The 24,765-nt window shown below is 59.6% G+C and carries 20 protein-coding genes, 1 tRNA gene and 1 riboswitch; of the genes, 8 read left to right on the top strand and 13 right to left on the bottom strand.

Going from position 1 to position 24,765, the window contains the following annotated elements:
• The first annotated feature begins 9 nt into the window (after positions 1 to 9).
• A complete protein-coding gene (locus P5540_14590) occupies positions 10 to 1,023 on the top strand; it encodes an ABC transporter ATP-binding protein (protein ID HRT66042.1) in 1,014 nt (337 codons plus the stop codon).
• A 391-nt stretch (positions 1,024 to 1,414) separates the two neighbouring features.
• Positions 1,415 to 3,190, top strand: a complete 1,776-nt coding sequence (locus tag P5540_14585; GenBank protein ID HRT66041.1) for an ABC transporter ATP-binding protein — start codon at positions 1,415 to 1,417, stop codon at positions 3,188 to 3,190.
• A gap of 1 nt (position 3,191) precedes the next feature.
• Here P5540_14585 and P5540_14580 read toward each other — a convergent pair whose 3' ends face one another.
• From P5540_14580 to P5540_14565, 4 genes are all read right to left on the bottom strand, one after another.
• A complete protein-coding gene (locus P5540_14580; protein ID HRT66040.1) occupies positions 3,192 to 4,460 on the bottom strand; it encodes a Y-family DNA polymerase in 1,269 nt (422 codons plus the stop codon).
• 17 nt (positions 4,461 to 4,477) lie between these two features.
• Positions 4,478 to 4,861: a translesion error-prone DNA polymerase V autoproteolytic subunit gene (gene umuD / locus P5540_14575; GenBank protein ID HRT66039.1), complete on the bottom strand. Its 384-nt coding sequence runs from the start codon at positions 4,859 to 4,861 to the stop codon at positions 4,478 to 4,480.
• A gap of 199 nt (positions 4,862 to 5,060) precedes the next feature.
• Entirely contained in the window at positions 5,061 to 6,482 is a 1,422-nt protein-coding gene (locus P5540_14570; protein HRT66038.1) for a radical SAM protein, read from the bottom strand.
• A gap of 94 nt (positions 6,483 to 6,576) precedes the next feature.
• Positions 6,577 to 7,788 carry a glycosyltransferase family 2 protein gene (locus P5540_14565; protein ID HRT66037.1) on the bottom strand — a complete coding sequence of 404 codons (1,212 nt, stop codon included), beginning with the start codon at positions 7,786 to 7,788 and terminating at the stop codon, positions 6,577 to 6,579.
• A gap of 116 nt (positions 7,789 to 7,904) precedes the next feature.
• On the opposite strand from P5540_14565, the gene P5540_14560 reads away from it, so the two are divergent.
• Positions 7,905 to 9,344: a DUF2851 family protein gene (locus P5540_14560; protein HRT66036.1), complete on the top strand. Its 1,440-nt coding sequence runs from the start codon at positions 7,905 to 7,907 to the stop codon at positions 9,342 to 9,344.
• A gap of 80 nt (positions 9,345 to 9,424) precedes the next feature.
• Positions 9,425 to 9,502 (top strand) — tRNA-Arg (locus tag P5540_14555).
• 64 nt (positions 9,503 to 9,566) lie between these two features.
• On the opposite strand, the gene P5540_14550 is transcribed toward P5540_14555, so the two are convergent.
• The 4 genes from P5540_14550 to P5540_14535 are packed head-to-tail and all read right to left on the bottom strand — an operon-like array spanning position 9,567 to position 14,441.
• Positions 9,567 to 11,108 (bottom strand): AMP-binding protein, encoded by a 1,542-nt coding sequence (locus tag P5540_14550; protein HRT66035.1) that lies wholly within the window; start codon positions 11,106 to 11,108, stop codon positions 9,567 to 9,569.
• A 3-nt stretch (positions 11,109 to 11,111) separates the two neighbouring features.
• Positions 11,112 to 12,236, bottom strand: coding sequence for a radical SAM protein (locus tag P5540_14545; protein ID HRT66034.1), 1,125 nt, complete (start codon positions 12,234 to 12,236; stop codon positions 11,112 to 11,114).
• 13 nt (positions 12,237 to 12,249) lie between these two features.
• Entirely contained in the window at positions 12,250 to 13,395 is a 1,146-nt protein-coding gene (locus P5540_14540; GenBank protein ID HRT66033.1) for a radical SAM protein, read from the bottom strand.
• Positions 13,396 to 13,442: 47 nt separating this feature from the next.
• Entirely contained in the window at positions 13,443 to 14,441 is a 999-nt protein-coding gene (locus P5540_14535; protein HRT66032.1) for a DUF1559 domain-containing protein, read from the bottom strand.
• Positions 14,442 to 14,709: 268 nt separating this feature from the next.
• Positions 14,710 to 14,891: riboswitch (cobalamin riboswitch) on the top strand.
• Between the two features lie 138 nt (positions 14,892 to 15,029).
• Between P5540_14535 and P5540_14530 the strand changes: the two genes are divergently transcribed.
• The 3 genes from P5540_14530 to P5540_14520 are packed head-to-tail and all read left to right on the top strand — an operon-like array spanning position 15,030 to position 19,113.
• Entirely contained in the window at positions 15,030 to 16,100 is a 1,071-nt protein-coding gene (locus P5540_14530; GenBank protein ID HRT66031.1) for a hypothetical protein, read from the top strand.
• Between the two features lie 26 nt (positions 16,101 to 16,126).
• Entirely contained in the window at positions 16,127 to 18,289 is a 2,163-nt protein-coding gene (locus P5540_14525; GenBank protein HRT66030.1) for a thrombospondin type 3 repeat-containing protein, read from the top strand.
• On the top strand, positions 18,286 to 19,113 hold the full coding sequence (locus tag P5540_14520; GenBank protein ID HRT66029.1) for a prepilin-type N-terminal cleavage/methylation domain-containing protein: 828 nt from the start codon (positions 18,286 to 18,288) through the stop codon (positions 19,111 to 19,113). The genes P5540_14525 and P5540_14520 overlap by 4 nt, the downstream gene beginning before the upstream one ends.
• A 29-nt stretch (positions 19,114 to 19,142) precedes the next feature.
• On the opposite strand, the gene rpe is transcribed toward P5540_14520, so the two are convergent.
• Genes rpe through P5540_14500 form a run of 4 tightly spaced genes read right to left on the bottom strand, consistent with a single transcriptional unit; the run spans position 19,143 to position 22,746 of the window.
• Positions 19,143 to 19,823, bottom strand: a complete 681-nt coding sequence (rpe, locus tag P5540_14515) for a ribulose-phosphate 3-epimerase (GenBank protein ID HRT66028.1) — start codon at positions 19,821 to 19,823, stop codon at positions 19,143 to 19,145.
• Positions 19,820 to 20,758: a ribokinase gene (gene rbsK / locus P5540_14510; protein ID HRT66027.1), complete on the bottom strand. Its 939-nt coding sequence runs from the start codon at positions 20,756 to 20,758 to the stop codon at positions 19,820 to 19,822. The genes rpe and rbsK overlap by 4 nt, the downstream gene beginning before the upstream one ends.
• A 29-nt stretch (positions 20,759 to 20,787) precedes the next feature.
• A complete protein-coding gene (locus P5540_14505) occupies positions 20,788 to 21,918 on the bottom strand; it encodes a radical SAM protein (GenBank protein ID HRT66026.1) in 1,131 nt (376 codons plus the stop codon).
• Between the two features lie 3 nt (positions 21,919 to 21,921).
• Complete coding sequence (locus tag P5540_14500) at positions 21,922 to 22,746, bottom strand: sugar phosphate isomerase/epimerase (GenBank protein ID HRT66025.1); 825 nt, start codon at positions 22,744 to 22,746, stop codon at positions 21,922 to 21,924.
• Positions 22,747 to 23,498: 752 nt separating this feature from the next.
• Between P5540_14500 and ytxJ the strand changes: the two genes are divergently transcribed.
• A complete protein-coding gene (gene ytxJ / locus P5540_14495) occupies positions 23,499 to 23,858 on the top strand; it encodes a bacillithiol system redox-active protein YtxJ (protein ID HRT66024.1) in 360 nt (119 codons plus the stop codon).
• 6 nt (positions 23,859 to 23,864) lie between these two features.
• Here ytxJ and P5540_14490 read toward each other — a convergent pair whose 3' ends face one another.
• Positions 23,865 to 24,731 carry an HDOD domain-containing protein gene (locus P5540_14490; GenBank protein ID HRT66023.1) on the bottom strand — a complete coding sequence of 289 codons (867 nt, stop codon included), beginning with the start codon at positions 24,729 to 24,731 and terminating at the stop codon, positions 23,865 to 23,867.
• Positions 24,732 to 24,765: the final 34 nt, after the last annotated feature.

Here is a 24,765-nt window from a genome sequence, read left to right as displayed (position 1 = left end):
GTATGAACAATGGAAAGCCTGATTGATATTCGTGGCCTCGATGTGCGGTTTGACCTGAAGGAAGGGACGATTCGCGCGGTCAACGGGATCAATCTCGCATTGCCGGCGCAACGGACGATGGGTATCGTCGGCGAGAGTGGCTGCGGAAAGAGCATCATGGCGCGGGCGATACTCGGCATTTTGCCTCCGCGTGGACGCATCACGGCGGGCCGCATCATGCTTGCGCCGCGTAACGGCGCCGGATCGCCGATCGATCTCGCCCAATTGCCGCCATCGAGCCGCGCGATGCGGAAAATCCGCGGAGCGGAAATCGCGATGATTTTCCAGGAACCGATGACCTCGCTCTCGCCTGTCCACACCGTCGGCAATCAGATTATGGAAGGAATCCGTCTACATCAACCGGTCTCCAAGGCGGAAGCGCGTGATCGCGCGGTAGAAATGCTGCGTTTGGCCGGTATTCCGATGGCCGAGCGCCGTGTGGATGCCTATCCGCACGAGTTGTCCGGCGGTCTGCGCCAACGATGCATGATTGCCATGGCATTGTCATGCCGACCGCGACTGCTGATTGCCGACGAGCCGACGACAGCCCTCGACGTGACCATTCAAGCGCAAATTCTTGACCTGATTGGCCGTTTGCAACAGGAACTGGGCATGGCCGTGATGATGATAACCCACGACCTCGGCGTCATTGCCGAAACCGCGGACGAGGTCGCGGTCATGTACTTGGGGCGCATCGTCGAACAGGCGCCGGTGGATGGCATCTTCGACAATCCCTTGCACCCGTACACCAAGGGGCTGCTCGCCTCGATTCCACGTATTGGCAGGGGAAACGCCTCGCGGTTGTCGTCCATTCCGGGTTCGCTGCCGGATCCGTTCACGATTCCGGCGGGCTGCGCCTTTCATCCGCGTTGCGCGCAGGCGATCCGGGGGGTGTGTGATGCGGGCAATCCGCCTCACCCGCGATCCGTCGGACCCGAACATCGCGTTGCCTGCCATCTCTACCATGACGAGGAAATAAATTGACTTTTCAGAACAATAATCCGCGGATGAAGCAGATGATCACAGAAAGGGAGAAACAGGCAAAGCAGAAAGAGGGAAGGATCTCCGCCCATTATCCTGACGCGGGTCGTACCCATAACCCAGTTTCTATTCGTGCTTGTGCTCGACATCGTAATTGTAGTTGACCGGAGAGACTTGTCCTTGCCGGTTGAATGCGTTGTAACTAGCAGTAAAATATTATGATAGAATTGTTATCTTGCTACATTACTCATTCAACGGGTTTCGGGGATTCGATTGCGATTTCGAGTACGAGCACACGCACGAACCTGCCGGTCCCAACATCCGCAATCATTCGCGCCGTCTGCGGATGTATCGGTTTGAGCCATTTCGGTCGTGAACATGCTATACTTTTCCCATGTGGAAGACGACGTTTTGGCGGTATTTGAGGTATTCGACCCCCTATTGGCGCCTGATCCTGGCGTCCATCGGATGCGGTGTGCTGAAATTCAGTCTGGCTTTGGGGCTGCCCGCCAGTCTGAGTTTCGTGACCAAGTATGTCATCGTGGACGACTTGTCCGCCAAGGAAAAAATTGTCCGGCTGTTCATCATTCTGGGACTGCTTACAGCCGCGCTGGCCGTCCGGACTCCCATAACCTATTGGCGTTCCTATTGGGCCTCGCGCGCGTGTTCCTTGACGATTTTCGACATTCGCATGGACGTCTTCCGGCACGTTCAGCGGTTGAGTCTCGCCTTCCATAACCGGCGGCGCAAGGGCAATCTTACCGCGCGAATCATCAGCGACTTGAACGATGCACAGGGATTGCTCGGCGATGGGGTAATCAACGTCGCCATGGATTCCATTTTCCTGTGCGCGACGGCGCTGTTCCTTTTGTTTCTGGACTGGCAACTCGCGGTGGTCAGTCTGTTCACGTTGCCGATCTACGGCATCGTGTATTACCGCATGAATCCGAAATTGCGCCATGCCGCCTCGCAGGTCCAGAAGGAGATGGAAGAAATGGCGGGCGAAGTGAACGAGAAACTGGGCGCCATCCAGGTCGTCAAGGCTTTCGTTCGCGAAGACGCCGAAGCCGAACGGTTCCGGGATCGGCAGATGCGTTATTTCGACCGGTTTATCGCCCGGCTCCGGCTGCGGACGACCCTGACCTCCGTCGCGGAATTTCTCCAGTCCTTCGGCCCTCTGGTTGTGATTTGCTTTGGGGGATACCACGCCATCCAAGACGCGGCCTATTTGCCCAAACTGATCCTTTTTTACGGATTCATTCAGCATTTATACCTTCCCACGCGGCGCCTGGCCGATTGTTCCGCGGTCATTCAGGAAAAACTCGCCGCCGTGGATCGCGTCTTTGAATTGCTGGACGCCGAACCGGATATTCAGGATCGCCCCGGCGCGCCGGCGCTGCCGACCATCGAGGGAAGGCTTGTTTTCGACAAGGTCACTTTTGGGTACCAGCCGGGAAATCCGGTCCTGAGGGATATTTCCTTTGCCATCGAACCGGGACAAGCCGTTGCAATCGTGGGCCGCAGCGGAGCCGGCAAAACGACGCTCGTCAATCTCGTGCCGCGATTCTACGACGCATGGAGCGGCGCGGTTTTCGTGGACGGCCACGACATCCGCAACGTTTCCGTCAAATCGCTGCGCCGCCACATCGGCATGGTCCTGCAGGACACCATCCTGTTTGCGGGATCCATCCGCGAGAACATCCTCTACGGCCGTCCGGGCGCGACGGATGAAGAGATGCGGCAGGCGGCGCGCATGGCCCATGTGGACGAATTCGTCGAAGCGATGCCCCAGGGATACGACACGCCCATCGGCGAGCGCGGCGTCACGCTGAGCGGGGGACAAAAACAGCGCCTCAGCATTGCGCGCGCATTTCTCTGCGACCCGCGCATCCTGATCCTGGACGAAGCCACGTCCAGTCTCGATTCGCGCGCGGAGTCCATTATCCAGGACGCGCTGAAGACGCTCATGCGCGGGCGCACGACGCTGGTGATCGCCCACCGTCTCTCGACAGTCGTGGACTGCGATTTTGTCGTCGTTCTCGACGATGGGCGCCTGATTGAGCAGGGGCCGCATGAAACCCTTATCCGAAACGATTCCCTGTACCGCCGGCTTTGCGAGGAGCAGTTCGGCCACGTCCGCTTGGACGCATTCACCGGCGCGCTCGCATAAGTCACGATGCGCGGGCGACCGGCAACTCGTTCCATCGGGTGGTATACCGCCGTGAGAGACGGCGCTGGCGCATTTTCCATGGGCGGGCGATACCGGCCGCCGCAAACACCAGCGTATCGCAGCCCCATTCGCCGTTGATCCGGTCCACGGTGCGCATGAGCCGGTCGGATGGCGCGTCGTCCGCGGCAAAGAGATCGCCCTGAACCGGCCTGTCCGGCACGATGCCGGCCAGCGTCACGCCGACCCGCTTGTAGTGGTAGCCGGAACGGAAGATTTCTTCCAGTCCGTCCGCCGCCGCCCGGATCAGGACGGGGGTGTGCGACGTGGGCATGGGAAAGGTCCGCAATGCCGCATTGGCGTATTGGGGCTTTTCCGGCTGGAACGGATTGGTCATTAGAAACACATGCAGCAGGTGCGCCCGCGAACGTTGCCGCCGCAGTTTTTCGGCGGCGCGCACCGTATACGCGCAAAGGGCCTCGCGCAGCGCCGAGAAATCCGCCACCGGCCCGCCGAACGTGCGCGAACACACGATCGTCTCCCGGAGTGGGGGACCGCTTCCCAGCGGATAACAGGCCATGCCGCGTAGTTCCAAGGCCGTGCGCATCACGCATACGTTGAAGCGCCGCCGTAGCCGGTCCGGGTCCATTCGCGCGAGATCGAGCGCGGTGCGCACGCCCATGCGTTCCAGCGCCGCCTTGAGACGCATCCCCACGCCCCATACATCCTCCACGGCAAGAGCGGCCAGGCATTCGTCCGCCGCGGGTTCCTCGCGCCAGTTCAACACGCCCCCGGCGCCCAAACCGCGCTTGGCCAGTTTGTTGGCCGCCTTGGCCAGCGTCTTGGTCGGGCCGATCCCGATGCTTACCGGAATGCCCGTCCAACGGAGCACCCGCCCGGCCAGTTCCCGCGCCATTTCCGAAAGGCCATCCGGCGCAAAGGCGGACAACGAAAGAAACGCCTCGTCAATGGAATACGTTTCCATCGCGGGCACACTGGCCGCCAGCACCCCCATCACCCGCCGCGACATGTCGCCATACAGCGGATAGTTCGACGAGCACACCCGCACGCCCTTGCGTGTAATAAGCGTTTCCCATTGGTGGAAAGGCACGCCCATGGGAATACCCAGCGCCTTCGCCTCGTTGGAACGCGACACGATGCAACCGTCGTTGTTCGACAGCACCACCACCGGACGTCCGCGGAGCGACGGATCGAAGACCCGCTCGCAGGACGCATAAAAATTATTGCAGTCCACCAGCGCAAACACCGGCATGCCTCCCTCGAACAGCCTCAAACGGCGTGGATGACATGGGTCACCACGCCCCATACTTGAAAATCCTGATCCGGAGTGACACGAATCGGGCGGTGATCCGGGTTTGCGGGCATCAGCATGCCCTGCCCATTCCGGTATCGCAGCTGTTTCACGGTGAATTCGCCGTTTAGCGCCGCGACCACCACGCAGCCGTCGTGCGCCTCCCGCGAACGATCGACCACCAGAATATCGCCCGAATGGATGTCCGCCTCCACCATGGAATCGCCTTGCACCCGCACAAAAAACGTCGCTTCGGGGTGTTTCACAAGCAGTTCGTTCAGATCCAACGGCTTTTCAATATAGTCGTCCGCCGGTGACGGAAAACCCGCTTCCACCGGCATGCCCGCCAAGGGACAGGTCATGCCGGGCGCTTCGCTTCCGCGTCCGGTCCACCATTCCATCACGATCATTGCCGGCGCCCTTTCCTCTTCCGTGCTCGACAGCAACCGCCCACAGGCCGACATTATATAACTGAATATATGTTCAGTCAAATTCCGCGCCCGGGAACGGGGGATCGAATCTTGACGAAAATTCTGCAGAAATCCCGGCGAAAACCGGCGATTACCTCCGGACCATAAGGCCCAGCCAATAGTAAAAGCCGCGCAGATGGTTGACCACGAGTCCGGGATTGCGAAGGGTGCGAGCAGTCAAGCGGCGGATGTATGCGGGACGCAGGTAATAACGGCGGTATGCCTCTTTGATTTTGCGGGCGAGCGCCTCTTCGTCCGGGTAGGTGTCGGGCACAAAGGATGGGAGGTGTTGGCCTTTGTAGGGACCGTCGCGACCGTGGTCGAGGGCAAACTCGGCGAGTTCGGTGCCGGGGTGGCGGTGATACGAAAAAAATACGACGTAGTCGAAATTGAGCTCGCACGCGAACGCGATGGTTTCGTCGGCCATTTCGGGCGTTTCGGTCGGAAATCCGAGCACGAAGAAGGCGCGGGTGTCCATACCGGCCTCGCGCGCCCAGCGCACGGCATCGCGGCACTGATCGCGCGTGATGCCTTTGCGGATGAGTTGGAGGATGGCCTCGCTGCCCGATTCGATGCCGTATTGCACGCTGTAGCATCCCGACCGCGCCATCCGTTCGAGCATTGCCCTGGTCACGGTGTTTGCACGCGCCAGAACCGACCAGACGATGGGGCGCCCCTGTTGGTCGAGCAGATCGCAGAAACGATCAATCCATTCGGGCATCACACAGAAGTTGTCGTCCCAGAAAACGACGTTGCGGATACCCCAATCCGCCACGAGCCGCGCGATTTCGTCCGCGACGTTTTCGGGCGAACGGCGGCGGTACGGCGCGGCGTAGTCGCCGCCCTGATAACAGAACCGGCAACGCGCCCACGGGCAGCCGCGCGACGTGATGGCGGAGGTCACGGGCCGCCGCGCGCTCAGGCTCGGTAGGGGGCAATACAGTTCGTGTTTGTAGATGTGCCGCGCGGGATGCGGAAATTGGTCTATGTCGCGAACGCATTCGGCAAGCGGCGTGGCAATGGCCTGTCCGCGTTCGTCCCGATAAAGGATGCCGGACACGTCCGCGGGGGTCTGGCCGCGTTGGAACCGTTCGACCAGTTCGCCGAGCGCCACCTCGCCGTCGCCGGGAACGAGCACATCCACGTGCGGACATTCACCGAGGATACGATCCGCGAACGACGTGACATGGGGACCGCCCATGACGATCGGGGTGTCCGGAAGTCGTTTTTTGATCGCCTCGGCCAGCGCGTAGGACGTGTTCTCGCCCATGGTTGTGAACGACGATATTCCCACGAGCCCGGGGTTCAAACGCGCCACGGCTTCCGCGGCCTCCGGCACATTCAATTGTTCCGCGATTGCGTCCACCAGCACGGCTTCATGGCCGCGGGCTTCGAGGTACGCCGCGAGGTATCCCACGCCCAACGGCGGCAGCAGGCCGATCTGGACCTTCTTGCGCGTGTTGCCGACGCTGCGCGAGTAATCATACGGGGGAAGCACGAACACGACTTTCATTGAAAGCGGTGACTCCAGGCTTCAGGCTTCAGGCCGCGGGCTACAGGGAATCCGACGGATCCGTCCGATAGGCAATCCGCGATCCGCGATTTCCTCATCCGTGGTCGTTCCTGTTCATTGCCGGTTCGTCTTCGGCAAGACGAAGACCAAACAAACCCATAATCAACGATGTGAAAAAAACCTGAAGGCCATTGGCAAAGATTGCCACGCCAATCAGCGCCAGCCGAATCGGCGCAGGATTGAATTCGACAATTCCCGGCAGAGACGACGACGGCCAAAATGTGGAGGGGCGCCAATAAACGTGCAAAATTCCATAACCCAGCATGGCGGCTCCGATGGCCGTGGCGACAGCACCTAGGACAAGGGCCTTCTCGATCCGTATCCAGGATCGGAACATGCGCACCAGCGGGCGGCCGGCCAATGGCGCATATTTCGAGTACGGCACACGGCCTTGGGCGCTCAAGCCCAACAGGAGAAGCTGTGTCCCGACGATAGTGCCCGATAGTGCGACCAGATACGTGACGAAACTCACGACGCAATCGAACGAAACGGCGACAATCGCGGCGAAATTGCCTCCCAACAGCAGCATCCCCGGCACGAGAAAAAGCCACATCGAACAGAAATGCAGCATGAGTTGGAGATGCCGCCAGCCGTCGCGAAACGATCGCAGGTGCGGACGGCGTCCGCGCTGGTCCGCATGGAAGACAATCGGGATTTCCCGGATGTCGAGTTTGGCCCGTGCGGCCTTGATCACCATCTCCGAGGCGAATTCCATGCCCTGCGAACGCAGATCCAGGCGGTCGAACGCCTCGCGGGTAATGGCGCGCATCCCGCAGTTGATGTCGGTGATGCGGCTACCGAACAACAGGTTGGCCAGCAGAGTCATCGCCGGCGTACCGAAGTAACGGTGCGATCGCGGCATGGCGCCGGGATCGATTCCCCCGCGAAAACGCGATCCCATGACGAGGTCCGCGCCATCGCGCAACGCCTCGACAAAACGCGGGATATCGCCGCAGTCATAGGACATGTCCGCGTCGAGGAAAACAAGATACCGGCCTTCCGCCGCACGGAGTCCGGCGCGCAACGCGCTGCCGTAACCCGGCGCGTCAGCGTCAACGACACGGGCGCCCGCCTCCTCCGCGACGCGGCGCGACGCATCCGTCGAACCGTTGTCCGCGACGACGATTTCCGCCTCGATGCCCGCCGCGTCGAGGGCTGTGCGCGCCGCGTCCACACAACGCCCAATCGTGCCTTCCTCGTTGAGGCACGGAAACACGACCGATACCAGCGGCAATGAAATGCTCATGCGTCAAGCATACCCTACTTTCCGCTTGCGCGCCAATCCCGCGTTTGCGGCATTGAAATCGCCCGCGCCAAACGGTAAGTTGAACGTACATGGATCGGCATCACAAGGAACCCGGCATGGATTGCACCGGATCGGACCGACGTTTTTCGGAAAAATACGGCCATTTGCGCGCCATGCAACACGCGTCCCATGTTTCCGAAACGACGCCTGTCACCGAGGAGGCCGTCCGCTGCCTGTGGTACGATCACCTCTTCACGGATCGCGGACTTTGCGTGGACGATGGCCGCGCGTTGCGCGTTGTCTCGGCGGGGTGGTGGAATCGCGGCGAAGGGCCGGATTTCAAAGGCGCGCAGATAGAGCTGGCCGGCGAGCGGGTAACGGGGGACGTCGAGATCCACCTCGATCACGGAGGCTGGATGCAGCACGGCCATCATCTGGACGATCGCTACGACCATGTGGCGCTGGCCGTGACGCTCGAGCGCACTCCGCCCCCGGCGCCGCCCCGCACAAGCAAGGGACGCCGCATACCGGTCCTGCTCCTTTCGCGGTTTCTCGAAGAAGACATCCAAGTGTTGGCCGGCCGACTGCTCATGGACGATTATCCGTTTCGCGCGGAGAACACAGGCGGCAAGTGTTCGGAACTGGCCGGGCAAAAAGGCATGCACGCCGTGGCGCGTATGCTGGGACTTGCGGGCGAGTGGCGGATTCTCACCAAGGCGCGGACACTTCGGGAACGGATGGAGCGGGCGGGAACCGAACAGGCTTTGTACGAAGCGTTCATGACGGCCTGCGGCTACGGACACTTCAAGCATCACTTCAACGCCTTGGCGCGCCAATTTCATTATGGGCGCGTGCGCCAATTGGCCCGGCAGGATCCCCTGCTGCTCGAAGCGGCCCTGCTGCGCATCGCGGGGCTTTTCCCGGACGATTTGCCCGAAGAAACGCATGCCGTGCCGCATTTCGGACGCCTGCGCGGCCTGCTTCGGGAAGCCCTGCCGGGACTCAAGCCGCTTCCGCTCGAATGGACGGGCGCCGGCGTGCGGCCGGTGAACAATCCCGAACGACGCCTGGCCGGCGCCGCGCGGGTTTTGGCCCATACAGCCCGCGCGGGACTACTCGAAACCGTCGAGACGATCTGGCGCGAAGACTGCACGCCCAAATCCAGACTATCCGCCTTCGAGGCATTGTTCCCGGCGCCCATGGGGTATTGGGCCAATCATTGCACATGGACCGGCAAGACAATGGCAAGGCCATGCGCGTTGATTGGCCCCGAACGCATCCGTTCCATCGTCGGCAACGTCTTTATCCCCGCTGAACTGGCCATTGCGCGGCAAGCCAACAATCCGGCGCGCGAAGAACGCGTGTTCGACTTTTTCACCGCCATGCCCAAAGAAGCCGAGAACCGCATCGGACGCATCATGCTGCCCCGTCTCGCGGGACCCGGCGCATCCCTGAAAATGACCTTCCGCCTCCAACAAGGCCTCTTGCAAATCTACCAGGACTGGTGCGAAAAAAATCCTGCCTGCATCGGCTGCCCCGTCGCGCAATTCCTTTGATTTGCTTTCAGACGCCCGCATTGTGTAGAGTTTCCTTAGATGCCGGGAGCGATATCACATCCCTCTCCGTCACATGGCACGCGCTCGTAGCTCAGTTTGGATAGAGCACTAGCCTCCGGAGCTAGGGGTCGCGCGTTCGAGTCGCGCCGAGCGCGCCATTTATCCTTTCAATCAGATCGGCAATAATCCGGTTGGGAGTGGGGCGGTGCGGCGCCGGGGAGGTTATCGGCGCGGGAGGAGGTGTTTGAGGACTTTGCCGGTCGGACCGATGGGGAGGTTGTCCACAAATTCGACGTGCCGCGGGTAGGCGTAAGCCGCGATTCGTTCACGGGCCCATGCGATCAATTCATCGGGGCTGCATTGGAGGCCGTCGCGCAGTTGAACGAAGGCCTTGACTTCTTCGCCGGCGAATTCGTCGGGTATTCCCACCACTGCGACGCGCGCAATCGCGGGGTGCGCCAGCAAGGCGCTTTCGACTTGTGCCGAAAACACTTTCATCCCTTTTCGGTTGATCATGTCCTTGATGCGGCCGGTGAGAAATAAGTGGCCGTCCGGGTTTCGCCGGCCCATGTCGCCCGTGTGAAACCATCCCGCCGATGCCGATTTTTCCGTTTCGGCGGGATTTCCACAGTAGCCTTTCATCAGTGTCGGCGTCCGGACCAGAATTTCGCCGGTCTCGCCCAACGGCACGTCGTTCATCGTCTCGTCCACGATGCGCACTTGGACGCCCCTGAAAAGACGTCCGACGCAATCGTCCGTATCTTCCGAAACCTCGCGGGTCAATGAAATGCCGTGCAATTCCGTCGATCCGTACATCGAGAGGATGGCAATCTTGAAACGGTCCCGGAAGAAGCGGTGCAGATCGGCGGGAATCCGGAATCCGCCCGACAGGCACAGTCGCCAATGTCGTGCGATCCGGTCGTAATCAACCGGCATGTGATCCATGGCGTCGTACAGGAATCGGAAGACGGCCCCGGAAACGATGAGCACCGTCACGCGCTCCCGTTCCATGAGGCGCCAGGTTTCTTCGGGGCTGAAACGCGGCATGACGACGACGGTGGCGCCCGCCAGACACGTCAAATGAAGCGCAGTGGTTTTCCATAACGTGAACAGCGGCACGGTCAGCAGGAACACGTCATGGGCCGCCGCCTGATAGTCGTTCTGCATGAGATAGGGAACGAGTCCCTCGACGGCGTGGGAGTGCTCGACGCCCTTGGCGCGTCCGGTCGTTCCGGAAGTAAAGGTAATGCAGCACGTGGCGTCCGGCGAAAGATCGGCAGATTCGAAGACATCCGGCTGGCCCTCGATCAATTCGGTCCACGACGCGCATTCCGAGAGTAACTGCAATCCGTCTGCGCCGGCGGGAATCGCCCAGAACCCTTTACAGGACGGCGTTGCCTGAAATGCCGCGATTGCTTCCTGGCCCATGGGAGATTCCGCGGTTCCCTCGAAGGCGAGATAGGCTTTTGCCCTGCAATCGGTGAGTTGTTCCGCGATTTCGTTTCGTTTTAACAGGACGTTGAGCGTGGCCGCCACGGCGCCGATTTTGAGGATGGCGTAGTAGGCCACTGCGAATTCGGTACGTGACGGACACGTCATCGCTACACAATCGCCGGTCTGAATACCCGCGGCGGCCAAGCCGTTCGCCAGCCGGTTCGCGCGCCGGTTGATTTCGCCGAACGTCGCCCGTTGCACGCCGTCCACGATGAACACCCGATCCGGATGCTCGCGGGCGGCGGTTTCCAGAAAGGTTGCGGCATTCATCGGCTATTCTCCTGCAAGCGCGGGGCAGCCCGCCGCTTCGCTCAGGGCATAGGCATCGTCCATGGGACGAAGCGACAGGGTATGCCCGGAAAAGAGGACCGGGCATTTGTCGCAACAATCCAGGGATTGCTCCAAGACCATTCGATCGCGCGCCCGGGCGAAATACGGCCCTTCCCAAATTTCCGCCAAGGACGCGCTTGCCAGGTTCGGGGCGGTCCGGTTCCAGTCCATCGTGCACGGCGCGACGCCGCCGTTTGCAAACACGGACATGGCGTACCAAGGCGCATAGCACCAGGCGTTATCGAACATGCGGGGCGGCGGTTCGGATGCGCGCCACGGATTACGGAGAAACGTGGCCGCCCATGGGCTGATCGTGAGGTGATCGAAATCGGTCACGATTCCCAGTTCGCGTCCACGCTGGACGGCTTGTTCGACGATTCCGGGAAGTTCCTGGCGTTGCTCCGGCGTAATCAGGTTGTCGCGTCCAAAGGAAAGACAGGTCAGATCCGCGAGAATGCTGTCGCAACCCAGCCGGTGCGCCAGTTCGACGATGCCCGGCAGGTCGCTGTAATTGTGGCGCATGAGGGTCGTCGAAATCTGAATCCGCGGCCATGGGCTGTTCGTTTCCCGGCGCATTTCCGCGCATCGGGATGTTGCCGAGGCGGTTTTCCGAAACGTGCCCTGCCCGCGAATGGCGTCATGGACTTCGGCGGTGGCGCCGTCAATGCTGACGGTAAGATTGTCCCAGCCGATTTCGATCAGCGTTCGAATATGCGATGGTTTGAGCAGCGTGGCATTGGTGACCAAACGGCCGTTCATGCCGTGCTGGCGGATGCGTTCGCACATTCGCATGACCAGCGTCGCGCGCATCAGCGGTTCACCGCCGCCTTGGATGATCCAGTCCTGACAGCCAAGCGCCGCGGCTTCGTCCACGAGATGCAGCAGCCTTTCGTCGGAAAGTTCATGGCTGGTGTCGTTTTCAAAGTAGCGCTGCCAGCACATGACGCAGCGAATATTGCAGCGGTTCGTTGGAAACACGGAAATACACCATGGTCCCGGCGTCTCGCCGCGTTCCCAGCATCGAAGCCGGTTCAGCAATGTATCCTTTTCCGTGGAGATCGCGATCATGCCCGCCTCATCCTCATTCGAAGATCGTCCCGTCGAGATAGGCCTTGTCCATGATGCGCATGGAAGGGCTTCGCGCATCAAGGATGGACGGGCACAGATGACAGCATTCCAGGGGGGTGTCGCCCGCCATACGTTCGCGCAACATTCCGAAGTATGCGCTTTCCCAAGCCTCTTTCAACGGGGCATTCATGACGGAGGGCGCCTTTTCCTGCCAGTTCATCGAGCACTGGGCCACGCGGCCATCCGCGAAAATCGCGATGGAATACCACGGACAGAAACAGGGAATGTGCTCCATGCCCGGCGGCGGGGATTCGTCGCATGCCCACGGTTTGCGCAGATAAATGGACCCCCACGGATTGCGGGCGATGTGATCGTAATCCGCTTCGATGCCCAACTCTTGGGCGCGCCGGTTGGCTTTTTCAATGATGGCCGGAAGCGTCTTGTGCTGTTTGCGCGTAATGAGGTGTTCGAGTCCGTAATGGACCACGGTCAATCCGGCCTGCACGCTGTCGCAACCCAGCCTATGGGCCAGTTCGACCATCGCAGGAAGCACATCGTGGTTGTGCCGCGTCACCGTGGTAAGCAATTGCAACAGCGGACGCTTCGCGTTCATTGCGCGTCGCAACGCCGCGCATTGCGCCACGGCCGCCGTCACCGCGTCGAACGTTCCCGCGCCGCGCAAAGGATCGTTGATCGCCGCGGTGGGGCCGTCGAGGCTGCACGCAACGAAATCCCATCCCATTTCGACAAATGCCTGCATGTGTTCCGGTTCGAGCAATGTCGCGTTGGTAATCAATTTTCCATTCATGCCGTGCGAACGAATCCGTTCGCATATCCGCAGCACAAGGGATGCGCGCAACAGGGGTTCGCCACCCCCCTGAATCAACCAGTCGCGGCAGCCAAGCGCCGCCGCCTCGTCCACAATTTCAAGCAAGCGATCGTCCGACAGTTCTTTATGGGGGTTGTTGCGCCGTTCGAGAGGTATTTCGTGCGTGGGCAGGACCGGCAGCCCGCGCGTTGCCTCGTGGTTGCGCCAGCACATGATGCAGCGCAGGTTGCACCGGTTCGTCGGAAACAACATCAGGTTCCACGGTCCGGGCGTTTCCCCGTTTTTCCAACGCCGCAACCGACCGGGAAGCGTATCGTTTTCCAAGGTCATTTTTCACCCCATATCCTGTTGGTTTGCATGAAAACGATCGGCTCGCCTTACAGTTGCGCGCAAATCATGCCCCACAGGCGCGAAGCCGGCCACGGCCCGCCGAATTTCTCGAAGGACACATGCCCGTCCATCCACAAGGTGTTCGTGCCGCCGGGAACATGGTTGAAGTCTTCAACGCGCGTGGACATGAGATCCTGCATGATGAACAGTTCGCTCTGCGCCAGGGTGGTCGCCGCGGGATTGTTGATATCCGTGACGAAGAACCGCTCGATGCCTTCCCGCGTCCGGTAGAACGTGTATTTCACGCCGGCCTCCTCATAGGTCACATCCGTGTCGTAATGATAAATTCCCGGCGCAGTGCCGTTCGTGGTGTCGGTGGCGATTTTGCCCACGAGGCCGCCGAAGGCCTTTTGCCATGGAATGTTCATATAACCGTTCATCATGGCCCATCGGAAGTCGTGATTGGCGAGTTCCGGATCGTTCTCGTCCTTGCCGGGGATGGTTGAGGGGCGCGTTTGGTTCATGCCTTTCGTGCTGGCCCACGGGTTGTACCAATACGATTCCAGATACAGCGCACAGGGATCGACCTGCTTCGCCGAGGCGTCCTGATTCAGGAAAAAGAGTCCCTGCTTGTACACGCGGGAGTAAGCCTCGGCGTCGGACGGGCAAATCAGGATATTGATGTCCGTCAGATATTCCGGATAGATGGCCTTGCCGTCCGGCGCCCAGATGGATTGGGCGCGGCCGCCGAGCCACGGATTCGGCTCGTATGGATTGCGGTAGCAGCACTCGCAATAATCGTGGAAGTTGTTGTGCCAGTCTATCTGATGCGACACCCGGATGGGCAACGGCGGATACAACTGGCTCGGCGCTTCGCCCGCATACATCTTGAGGACGACGCCCATCTGTTTGAGGTTGTTTGCACAACTTGCCCGGCGCGCTGATTCGCGGGCCCGGGCAAGGGCGGGGAGCAATATGGCGGCCAATATCCCGATGATGGCGATGACCACGAGTAGCTCGATTAGCGTGAATCCTTTTGTTCTCACCGCGTGTCTCCTTGTAGTTGGACCCGCGGGAGAGCCGCCGACGCAGCCAACGCATTTTTAGCTCGATAATGCGCTATGAATCCAGAAATGCCCGAAAAACTGTCGCCTGCAAGCCCACCCGGAAATCCGATTCCGTTCATGGTATGACGGGACGCAACGCGAGTCCCTCGCTCACAAGCTAGATCAAGACTATCACGCTTTGGCCGGATTGTCAATCCCGTTGACACACGCCGGAAAATGGGGTATAGTGTAACTGTTGAACAAAGGGAAAGGAGGTGAAGGCGCAGGCATCGAAAACGGGCCAAGGGAAGCACGGTGCAAATCCGTCGCAGTCGCGCTGCCGTAACCGGGAACGAACCCCGCTCAGTGCCACTGTCCGAGAGGATGGGAAGGCGCGGGAAGTAGGACGATCCGGAAGCCGGAAGACCTGCCCAAGCACATCCATGTATGCGGCAACTTCGCGGAAAGGTTGCGGCAGGCAAAACACCCCTCGCAGAGGTTCCTGCCATCGCTTTTCCCCCGAACGTCGCACCAGACTCGAATCATTGGTTGTTGTTTTGAACGAACTGGCGAACGGGGATTGTTGAAATGAAACAAAAGAAGTTTTTTCTGATTGTGGTTTGCATCTCGTTGTGTTTTTCCATGACTTGCGGCGCGTTGGAGTTCGAGGCGTTGATCAATGCGCCGACGCCCGCGCCCGGCGCGTCAAGTCTTGCTGTAAAGACCCTTCCAAATGGCTGTCTGCTCATTTGGGACGGCAACACGATATACCGTCAGCCGTTGCCTCAGGCGGATGTTTTCAATCCGATTGCGACGGGTTATGCGGGCGATCCGGGGTTCATGGCGGTATCGCCCGACGGGCATACGGTGTTGCTTGCCGCCGGCTTGTCGAAGAAACTGTATGTGCTGGATCTGAACGAGCCGGCGCCTTACAGTCCGGCCCGGGAAATCGCGCCTGCGAATTATCCAAGCGGATTTTCGCAATATTGGGGCGTGTTTCTGACCGATTCGATGGTCCTTTTGGACAGCGGCAACTTCGTCACGGACGAATTGGGTGTTTTCGATCTTCATGATCCCGCGGCGGGTTATCGCGCGGTCATGCAAAAACCGGCAACGCTCGCTCCGGGCGAAAGCGCCGCGAGCGCGACGGTGGCGATCGATCAAGCGCGAACGACGGTCTACGCCATGTCGTATGTTTTCGATTCCATGTGGAACAGCACGGCGCAACTGAAGCGCATCCCGGCCGCGGCGCTGATTCAAGCCTTCCAAGCCTCGTCCACGCTGAATTGGGACACGGATGCGACGGCCATCGGCGGCCCGAACGATTTCTTTACGAGCGGTCCGGCCGAAGTGATGGAAAACGGACATGTGCTCGTCGGCGGAACGGGCGGCGTTCAGCGCGTCAATCCAGCGTCGGAAACCGTTGTGCAAACGTATGCGCCCTTCAGCGATCCGATGGATCCTTGGCACTACAACTATACGCCGGCCTACAACCCGGTGACCGGCGACATCATGTTGATTGTCACGGATTGGCACACATTCACGACGCGGCTTTATGTGCCGCAAAACACATTCGGAACCTTGCCCGTCTGGAGCATGCCGGGCGCGCTGGCCTTGTTGGGCGCGCTGATCGTATTGGGACGGCGAAAACTTCGTTAGGCAAACGGAGTGGGAGGGGCCCCGCCGTGAAACGGTGGTCAATCATGGTGCTGTTGATAGCCGCGCCGATGGCGTTTGCCAATCCGTGGGCAAGCCGGGTCGTGGCGTATCAAGCGGGATCCGGCGCATTGTTCACCGATCCGTCTAAGGCGCTTGGCCCGCCCTCCGGGGGCGGCCCCTCCACTCCGAATAACGACAGCCTCGTCAGCCTGGGTGGACCGGGCGGTTATCTCGTTCTGGAATTCGATTCGCCCGTCGAGGACGATCCGGACAATCCAATGGGTTTGGATTGCACCGTGTTTACGAATGCGTTCTGGACCGGCGGCAATCCGCAAGTGCGCTGGCAGGAACCCGCGATCATCGAAATCGCCGAAAATGCCGCCGGCCCCTGGTATCTGATCCCCGGCAGCCGCGGCTTTTCCCCTTCGCCAATGCCGTCCATTTCGGAACCTTCCGGCACGACCAACGATGCGGCCCATCCTTATTATCTTGCGGGCAGTATACGAAACCCGAATCTATTTGACGCCGATACATCGAACGATCAATTCGAATACAACTGGGGGTATGCCAAGTTGAATCCAACAGCCGAACCATACCTCGACAACTATTTGCGGCCCGACGATCCGATGACGGTCGGTTTGACGGCGCGGAGTGGGGGAGGCGACCCCTTCGACATCGCCTGGGCCGTTGACGCGGCGGGACAGCCGGCCAACCTGCAACGGTTCCGGTTTATCCGCCTGAGTTCGTTCATCGCGCGAAACATGGGCCCGCTGGGTATTTGTTCGCCCGATATTGACGCCGTCGCGGATATCGCTCCGGACGCGGATACCGACGGGGACGGACTGTTGGACGAGTACGAAACGCTTCTTGCCGGATCGGATCCGAATCGCCCGGAAAGCACCGTGCTGCCGCTGGAAATTCCCGCGCTTGAGGGGGGAAGCCCAACCGGCACGCTTCTCGGGACGGCACAGGATGCCGAGGGCAACGTAATGCGTCTCTATGCCGCCGAACAGCGGACCGCCGAAGGCCGCGCCTTGTCAGCCCGGGTTGATATTCTAACCGTGGCCGATCCGGGGCCGGCCCTACCCTCGATGAGTCATATCAAGAGTGCCTGCGTGCGCGAATTCCGTTCTGATATCACCGATTTCCTGGGTGCGGGTATTCAAAGCGCGGAATTCGTGATGCATTACACGGCGTCCGAAATCATTGGACTCGCCGAAGATGGATTGCAGCCCTACCGGTATGAGAATGGCGGTTATACGACCGCGGATATCGCGGGCGTGACGGTCAATGCCGCCGCCAACCGCGTGACGTTTCGTAGCCGACGGCCGGGTATTTTCATCCTGGCGTCGGTTCCCGGTCCCGGTGATGCCGAATCGCAGACCGGACCGCAAGGCCCCATCGTTCTTCATGGGGACCCGCCGGGCGGCATTCCTGTTGGACCGTCGAATACGGCCTTGTTCACTAGCGATACGATAAGGGATGAACAGGCCAATCCCGTTGCCGACGGCGTCCGGTTCACCGTGGCCGTCACGGCGGGAAAAATCCTCGGCGATGACGCCGACGCGGTCACACCGGGCATTCAGACGCTTTCTTCGGACGGCCGGATTCAATTCGCCGTGGAAGCGCCCACGGCCAGCCAATCCGCCTTGGTTTCCGCAACGTCCGTCGAAGGGGCCGCCTACGGCGAATTGGCCTATTCGTTTTTCGCGGGTCCGCCCGTGGCGCCCATGACCTGGACCGTCGGCAAGCCTGAACCCGGCACGCCGGTCCGCGTGACCCTTACATCGGGGGTCGTGCGCGATGCGTATGGCAATCCCGTGCGTGACGGGACGTTGTTGACAATCGTTTGCATGGATGCGGCGATTTTGTCGGGCGATGCCAGTTCGACACTGCCGGGCGATCAGATTGTTACCGTCGGCGGAAGAACCTTCCTGGAAATTGAATCGCCCGACATGGCGTCGCTGTTCCGTATTGTCGTGTATGCGGACCCCGCCATCGAGACGCCGATTGGCGACGGGATTTATTCCGCGGCCGATTATATTCCCATGCCATTGTCGCCGTGGGCGTTGCTGATAGTAATGGTCTCGATGGCCGTGACGGGTTACCATGCGAAAGTCAAGGGGGGAGGAACGCACGGGCTTCGTGATTTCCCTGCACGCGGCCGGACCGGGGGAGTTTCACGGTGAGGCGCTTTTCCAAAGGTTTTACCCTCATCGAATTACTGGTGGTGATTGCGATCATCGCCATCCTGGCGGCCATCCTGCTGCCCGCGTTGAGCCGTGCACGGCAACAGGCGCTTTCGACCCAATGCGTCAACAACCTGCGGCAACTCTATCTCGCCTGCGCGATGTACGCTTCGGAACACAATGGCCGGTATTGTCCCGCCGCGCCGGACATCATGGTCGGTTTCGGCGGCCGGACGCGATGGCACGGCAAGCGGGCCACGCCGGATCCCAACACGAGTTTCGATCCGAAGAAAGGCCCGCTGGCGGAATACCTGCCGGATGCGCGCGTCAAGGAATGTCCCGTGTTCACCGAGTTCCGCCGCAAGGGTGAAGTGCCGAACGCCTTCGAAAGCGGCACGGGCGGTTACGGCTACAACGCGGCCTATATCGGGGGGACCGCCTATGCGAACCCGTATCCGGCATCCATGACCGAAACGACCCTCGATGTCCGCGTAAGCAATCCGGCGGAAGTCGTCATGTTCGCCGACGCCGCCATGCCCCAGGAAGGCCATATCGTCGAATACAGTTTCATCGAGCCGCCGCTCTATGTCGATCCCGGACATCCGCACGGCGATAAAGACGGCGAATTCGCGAATCCGAGCATCCATTTCCGCCATTACGGACGCGCGAACGTGCTATGGTGCGACGGGCACATCACCAGCGAGCGCATTGACTGGACGGTGGATTTCAACATCTACAACGGTAACAACCGGCAGTGGGGGATCGGCTGGTTCGGCCCCAAGGACAACACCTATTTCGATTGTCTCTCAAGAAATATGCCGTAATAGTTGGCAGGAATGGGTCTTGTTACAGTCTACACCAATTGCCGTTCGGCGGCGACGGCTTTGCGGAACTCCCGCAGTGCTTCGCCGGGGTCGCCGCCCTGAAAGATGCTGGAACTTCCCAGAACGAATATTTCCGCGCCCGCGCCCGACAACAGCGCGGCGTTTCGCACGTCCATGTTGCCGTCCACTTCGATTTTCGCGCGCGACTCGCGGTAGGTGAGCACCTCGCGCAGGATTCGCACGCGGTCGTACGCGCCGGGAATCATCTTTTGTCCCGCGTATCCCGGATCGACGGTCATGAGCATCACGCGGTCGGCCAGTTCGAGCAGATAGTCGAGTTTTGTCAATGGCGTGGCGGGATTGATGGCAATGCCCGGCGATGCGCCAGCCTTGCGGATGCGCATCAGGAGGGCATGCGGATGCCGCGTGGATTCGAGATGGACGGTGATGGCTTTGCAGCCCGCGTTGATGAACCGCTGCACGTAATCTTCCGGACGCGAGACCATCAGGTGCGCACAGCAGGGAATCTTGCAGGCGCGTACCGCCGCCTTCACGAAATCCGGTCCAAGCGTGAAGTTCGGCACGAAGGTCCCGTCCATGATGTCGAAATGCAACTCGTCGCAGCCTGCCGCTTCGAGATCTTTCAGGTCGTCTTCCAAATGCAACAAGTCCGCGCACATGACCGACGCGGAACAAATGAGCTTTCTCAATGTAGGGCTCCTTTTTTACGCATAAACGCCGCCACTTTCTCGAACGATGGCATCGAAGGCTGTGCGCCCACGGCCATTGCCGCCAGTGCGCCCGTCGCATTGGCCAATTGCAGTGCCTCGTGCGGGGCCAACCGCTTCCATCCAAACGCCAGCGCCGCCGTGAATGCGTCGCCCGCCGCCGTCGTGTCAACCGGTGTAATGGGAAACGCCGGGACGTGAATGAATGTTTCCCCGGCAAGGAGGGATCCGTTCGCGCCGAGTTTCATCACGGCGGTTTGGGCGCCCCGTTCCAGCAATTTGTCCGCGGCGCGTCTGGCGTCGTCAATAGTCTCGACGGCGATCCCTGTCAACGCTTCCGCCTCGGTTTCGTTCGGCGACACGATGTCCGCCAAACGAATCAACGAATCCGGGATTTGTTGCGCCGGGCCGGCATCCAGAATCGAAAGCACGCCGTTCCTGCGCGCAAGATCGAGTGTGGCCTCGACGGCGTCCAAGGGAATTTCAAGTTGCAGCAGGATCGCATCGAACGATTTCATAATCGGTTCGAGTCGGGCAATATCCTCCCGCTGGATACCCCAATTGGCCGCGGGAACGACCACAATCGAGTTCTGGCCCGTTTCGGCAACGAGGATGACCGCCGTGCCCGTGGGTTCGGACGGATGCCGCTTTAGATAGTCCAGATTGATCCCGTCGCGTGCAAGGGTTTCTTGTTGCATGTCGCCGAAGGCATCCGAACCGACGCAACCCGCAAAATACGTTTCGGCGCCCAGGCGCGCCGCCGCGACGGCTTGGTTTGCGCCTTTGCCGCCCGGTACGACGTTGAACGACGATCCGATCAGCGATTCGCCGGGCTTCGGTATGCGCGGAACCGTCGCCACGAGGTCCGCATTCGCGCTGCCGACGACAAGAATGCGTGGTTTCGTTCCGTTGAACATGACAAAATTCGCTCCTTGCGTGGCGAAGATTATGCCCGCTTTCCGCCGCGATAGACAAGAAAGCAACAACCGGCGCAAGCGGGGTAGAGGCCGCTCCGGGTGCGTCGTCGGAACGCGCGCATGTCGGATCCGTTCCAAATCGCGCGAAGACTCGTCTCGCGCACGTTGCCCAAGCGCAGCAGCCAGCACGGGTGGATGTCGCCCTTCGCGCCGACGATCAGATTGCACCACAGGCTGCCGCAACGGAAATCGCCGAGCGGCATCCGGCCCGAATAATAATCAACAATGGCCGAATCGGGCATGTCGGGTGTGCGCAACTCGACGCCTTCACGGGCCGCCGCTTCGCGGGTCTTGCGCAGCGCCTCCGCGAGTTGCTCCGGCGGAATCCGCGGATACGGGACATTTTCCGGGCGTTCGTCCGCGGGCGAATGCGCGCCCAGACCGGGAATCTCGAAAATCCGAATTTCCAGGGTAAGATTGAGCACGTCGGCTCCGGCCTGTTTGACGATGCGCGGCATTTCGTGCAGATGAGCCGCATTTCCCGCTTGGATCACCGAGGTGACGTGGACCATCGGACACGCCTTGTGCGCCCGCCGGCGGGTTTCCGCCACGCGCCGGATCGCTTCCGTTGACCGTTCAAACGCCCCGCGCAATCCGCGTATCGCATCATGGATTTCCGGTGGGCCTTCAAGCGACGTGCCGATAAAGTTGAGGCCAAGACCGCCCACGCGTTTCGGCGCAAGCGACACGACCCGTTCGACCCGGTCGTCGTCCAGCAACAGCCCGTTCGTAATGAAATGCGTGCGTGCGCGTTGGCCGGCGCGTTCGAGAAGATTGGGAAAGTCCTCGCGCAACAGTGGTTCGCCGCCCGTGAATGTGATCAGACTGAGGCGCTGAACCTCGTCTATGACCCGTTCCCATTCCGCCGTCGTGAGTTCGCCTTCCTTCTGGTCGGAGACAGGGGTCTTGCGTAGCCACTCGATGTACTGGCACATCGCGCAGCGCAGATTGCACCGTCGCGTCATTTCGAAATAGTAATGAATGGGGGGGAAGGCATGGCCGCCCCGGGCCAGATAATAGGGAAGCATCGTATAGGCCTTGGTCGCCGCGCGATACCAGTAGGCTATACGTTGCCCATTGGGATTGTCGGAATTCGCCATAGGCTATGCCAAGCTCTTCAAATGCGCGAAACTGCGCTCGGCTTGGGCGACCGTCCCGCATTCGACCGACAACACCAGGTCGCGCGGCGCCGACTTGCAGATGGAAATCACCCGGGCCCAATCAATCACCCCGTCTCCGCAGGCGCAGCCCACGGGCGTCCCCGTGACCTTGCCCCGTTCCGCTTCGGATTGCTGAATCGAGATGTCCTTGGCGTGGACATGGACCAGACGGTCTTTCACCGCTTCCATCCATGAATACGGGTCCTGGCCGGCCAGAAAACTGTTGCCGGTATCGAAATTGATGCCGATGGCCGGACTGTCAATAAGGTTGGCGATGCGTTCGAGACCCGCTGGACGCTTGCTGTATTGTTGATGCGGCTCAAGGCCGATTAGAATCCCGCGCGGTTCCGCCACGAACGATGCCTCGCGCAAAACATATCGCATCAGCACGAAGTCCTCGGCTTCGGTCGTCCAGGACGGCTTGGGGCCTTCATCGGTATTGACCACCGGCGCGCCGCATTCCGCCGCAAACCGGATCGCCTGTTTCAGATATTCGGTTCCGATTTCCGGTTTGCACAGGGGGGTGTGACCCGAAAGGCCGGACAACTTGACGCCCGCCGCCTCACATGCGCGACGGATGCGCAAGGGGTCGTCCAGCATCGAAACGCTGTGGAAATAGCCCGCCTCGCTCAACAGTTCGCGGCCCCAATGCACCATCGGCTCGACATATTCATAGCCGATTTCCGCCGCCTTGGCGACACCCCATTCAAAGGGCTTGTCCTCGTGACGCACAAACTCCAAGTTGATGCCGATTCCAATCTTGCCCATCACCGTTCTCCATCGTTGGTTTTCCAATATGATGGACGCCTTTACCCCGGCTTGTCAATCTGCGGCAGGGGAGATGCGTAACGAACCAAAATTGAAATGGCGGAAAAATGTCCGTACCGCTGGAATTGACAAGTCGGACAGAGACCCCTCTTTTTACCGTATTGACCAAGTCCAGCCGCTCGCACTTGGCAGGGGATGATCCCTTTTTCTCCAAATTGACTACTCTCACCTTGAATCTCTTTGCAGGGATGAATTGTTCATTATGGAACACTTTCTTATCTTCAGGGAGGCTAAGCAAAGAATAATGGTTGGAAAATCATATAATCAGCCCGTAAAAATCAAAATGAATCATGTCTTGAAACCACTGAAGATCGAGTATGAAGTTAAGATTGTAAATTTACGGTATAACTCTATATCTAATTAGTAATAAATGGTTTGCAGCAATTATCTAAACATTTTTATAAGGTATAAATATGACAAGCCAATACGGCTGTTATATCAAGGATTAGAAAATGCGCCCAATGAAATATATTCTGTTTTATAATAGATCGAATCTTTTTTTCGTGGCAAAAAGCCCATGGGACAGCAGTTCTGCATCCGCTCTGCCCAAAATCAATAGTGAACATAATATATATTATCAGACGCTGTGTTCTGCCTTCAGTAGGCCCGTCCATCCAGCTGCATAGTTCACCCTCTGCTGGAATAAGCCCCCCATTTCACCTTGTTCGATTCGTCATGAAGGGAAAATTCTGATGACGAAACTGAAATCACCGGCGGATTGGGACGAATGCCTTGCGGCCTCGTGTAAACAGCCTCTCTTGGTATTCAAACACAGCACCCGTTGTCCGATTTCGGCGGCGGCCCGCAACCGTCTTTTAGGCTATCTCGACGAAGCCGGTGTAGACTCGCCACCCGTCTTTGAGGTGTTGGTGATCGAATCGCGTTCGATCTCTAATGTGGTTGCGGAAACCTTGGGCGTTTCGCATCAGTCGCCCCAGCTGCTGCTTCTGAAAGACCGACGTTGCGTATGGACCGTTTCTCACCATGAAATCAGCGAAAAGAAAATTGCAGACGCCATGAAAACCTTTGGCGCATCCCCCACTCCATCCTGAATAAAATCACTTTGGCGGTTCCAGACCCATCAGGCCGCGCAGATTCTCGAATCCGTCCCGCATCGCAATTATCGCTTTTTCGGCAATTTGCTCATTCATGCCCAAGCGCATATAGACATCCGCCACTGGATGGCGATTGATTCCGTCCATTCCTGATCCAATCCCGCATTCGAGACACAAATGATTGGCTACATACACCAAATCGTAAAGCAGATGATCCCCTTCATAACGGGACGGGTCATGATGCCACCGGACGACCCCGATTATGGATGCAGGCAATCCCCACTGTTCCAGCAGGATCGCACCCGTTTCCGCATGATCAATGCCGAGTATCCGGGCTTCGGCTTGATCAAAAGGCATTTCTTCTTTGAAGGCCAACCCCGTTATGGCTTGGGCGTCTGCCTCGACGTACGTTCCCAAAACGATTTTCCCCAAGTCATGTAAAAGGGCTGCTGTAAACGTCTCGCCCGGCGCCTTGCGGCCCAGTTGGTTGGCCAGTTCCTCGGCGCCGACGGCCGTGGCCACGGCATGTTCAAGCAACTGTCCGGGGGAAAGATCATACCCTTTTACCTCGGTGCGCCCGAATGGCGTAATGGCCGTGGTGACAACCAGTTGGAACAGCCGGTTCATGCCGAGCCGGACAATGGCTTCCCGAAGCGATCCAATGCTTCGCGGTCCCGCAAAATACGCCGAATTGGCAAGGCGCAGCACGTTGGAAGTCAGACCGGGATCATATTCGATGGCGTGAAGCAAGTCGTTGACCTCGACGTCGGGATCGCGAAGCAGCCCTATCACCCGGGTGGCGGCGGTTGGCAGGGATGGTATTGATCGTACTTGGGCCAAGATGGCGTCCCGCTGCAATTCGTTGTTCACGGAAATGCCCTTTCCTCGCTTCGCGATTTGACCT

It is taken from the genome of Candidatus Hydrogenedentota bacterium (assembly GCA_035450225.1).
Taxonomy (GTDB): Bacteria; Hydrogenedentota; Hydrogenedentia; order Hydrogenedentales; family SLHB01; genus DSVR01.
This window is presented reverse-complemented; position numbering and strand designations above follow the sequence as displayed.

What these genes read in the sequence shown, in the direction of transcription:
- umuD (HRT66039.1), bottom strand. Translation starts at nt 4,861, where the DNA reads ATGACCTGTCCCTTGGCGGGCATGCCGGTGGAAGCGGGTTTTCCGTCA.
- P5540_14570 (HRT66038.1), bottom strand. Translation starts at nt 6,482, where the DNA reads ATGAAAGTCGTGTTCGTGCTTCCCCCGTATGATTACTCGCGCAGCGTC.
- P5540_14550 (HRT66035.1), bottom strand. Translation starts at nt 11,108, where the DNA reads ATGAATGCCGCAACCTTTCTGGAAACCGCCGCCCGCGAGCATCCGGAT.
- P5540_14565 (HRT66037.1), bottom strand. Translation starts at nt 7,788, where the DNA reads ATGAGCATTTCATTGCCGCTGGTATCGGTCGTGTTTCCGTGCCTCAAC.
- P5540_14500 (HRT66025.1), bottom strand. Translation starts at nt 22,746, where the DNA reads ATGGGCAAGATTGGAATCGGCATCAACTTGGAGTTTGTGCGTCACGAG.
- P5540_14590 (HRT66042.1), top strand. Translation starts at nt 10, where the DNA reads ATGGAAAGCCTGATTGATATTCGTGGCCTCGATGTGCGGTTTGACCTG.
- P5540_14560 (HRT66036.1), top strand. Translation starts at nt 7,905, where the DNA reads ATGGATTGCACCGGATCGGACCGACGTTTTTCGGAAAAATACGGCCAT.
- P5540_14545 (HRT66034.1), bottom strand. Translation starts at nt 12,236, where the DNA reads ATGATCGCGATCTCCACGGAAAAGGATACATTGCTGAACCGGCTTCGA.
- rbsK (HRT66027.1), bottom strand. Translation starts at nt 20,758, where the DNA reads ATGTTCAACGGAACGAAACCACGCATTCTTGTCGTCGGCAGCGCGAAT.
- ytxJ (HRT66024.1), top strand. Translation starts at nt 23,499, where the DNA reads ATGACGAAACTGAAATCACCGGCGGATTGGGACGAATGCCTTGCGGCC.
- P5540_14585 (HRT66041.1), top strand. Translation starts at nt 1,415, where the DNA reads ATGTGGAAGACGACGTTTTGGCGGTATTTGAGGTATTCGACCCCCTAT.
- P5540_14530 (HRT66031.1), top strand. Translation starts at nt 15,030, where the DNA reads ATGAAACAAAAGAAGTTTTTTCTGATTGTGGTTTGCATCTCGTTGTGT.
- P5540_14505 (HRT66026.1), bottom strand. Translation starts at nt 21,918, where the DNA reads ATGGCGAATTCCGACAATCCCAATGGGCAACGTATAGCCTACTGGTAT.
- P5540_14540 (HRT66033.1), bottom strand. Translation starts at nt 13,395, where the DNA reads ATGACCTTGGAAAACGATACGCTTCCCGGTCGGTTGCGGCGTTGGAAA.
- P5540_14580 (HRT66040.1), bottom strand. Translation starts at nt 4,460, where the DNA reads ATGCCGGTGTTTGCGCTGGTGGACTGCAATAATTTTTATGCGTCCTGC.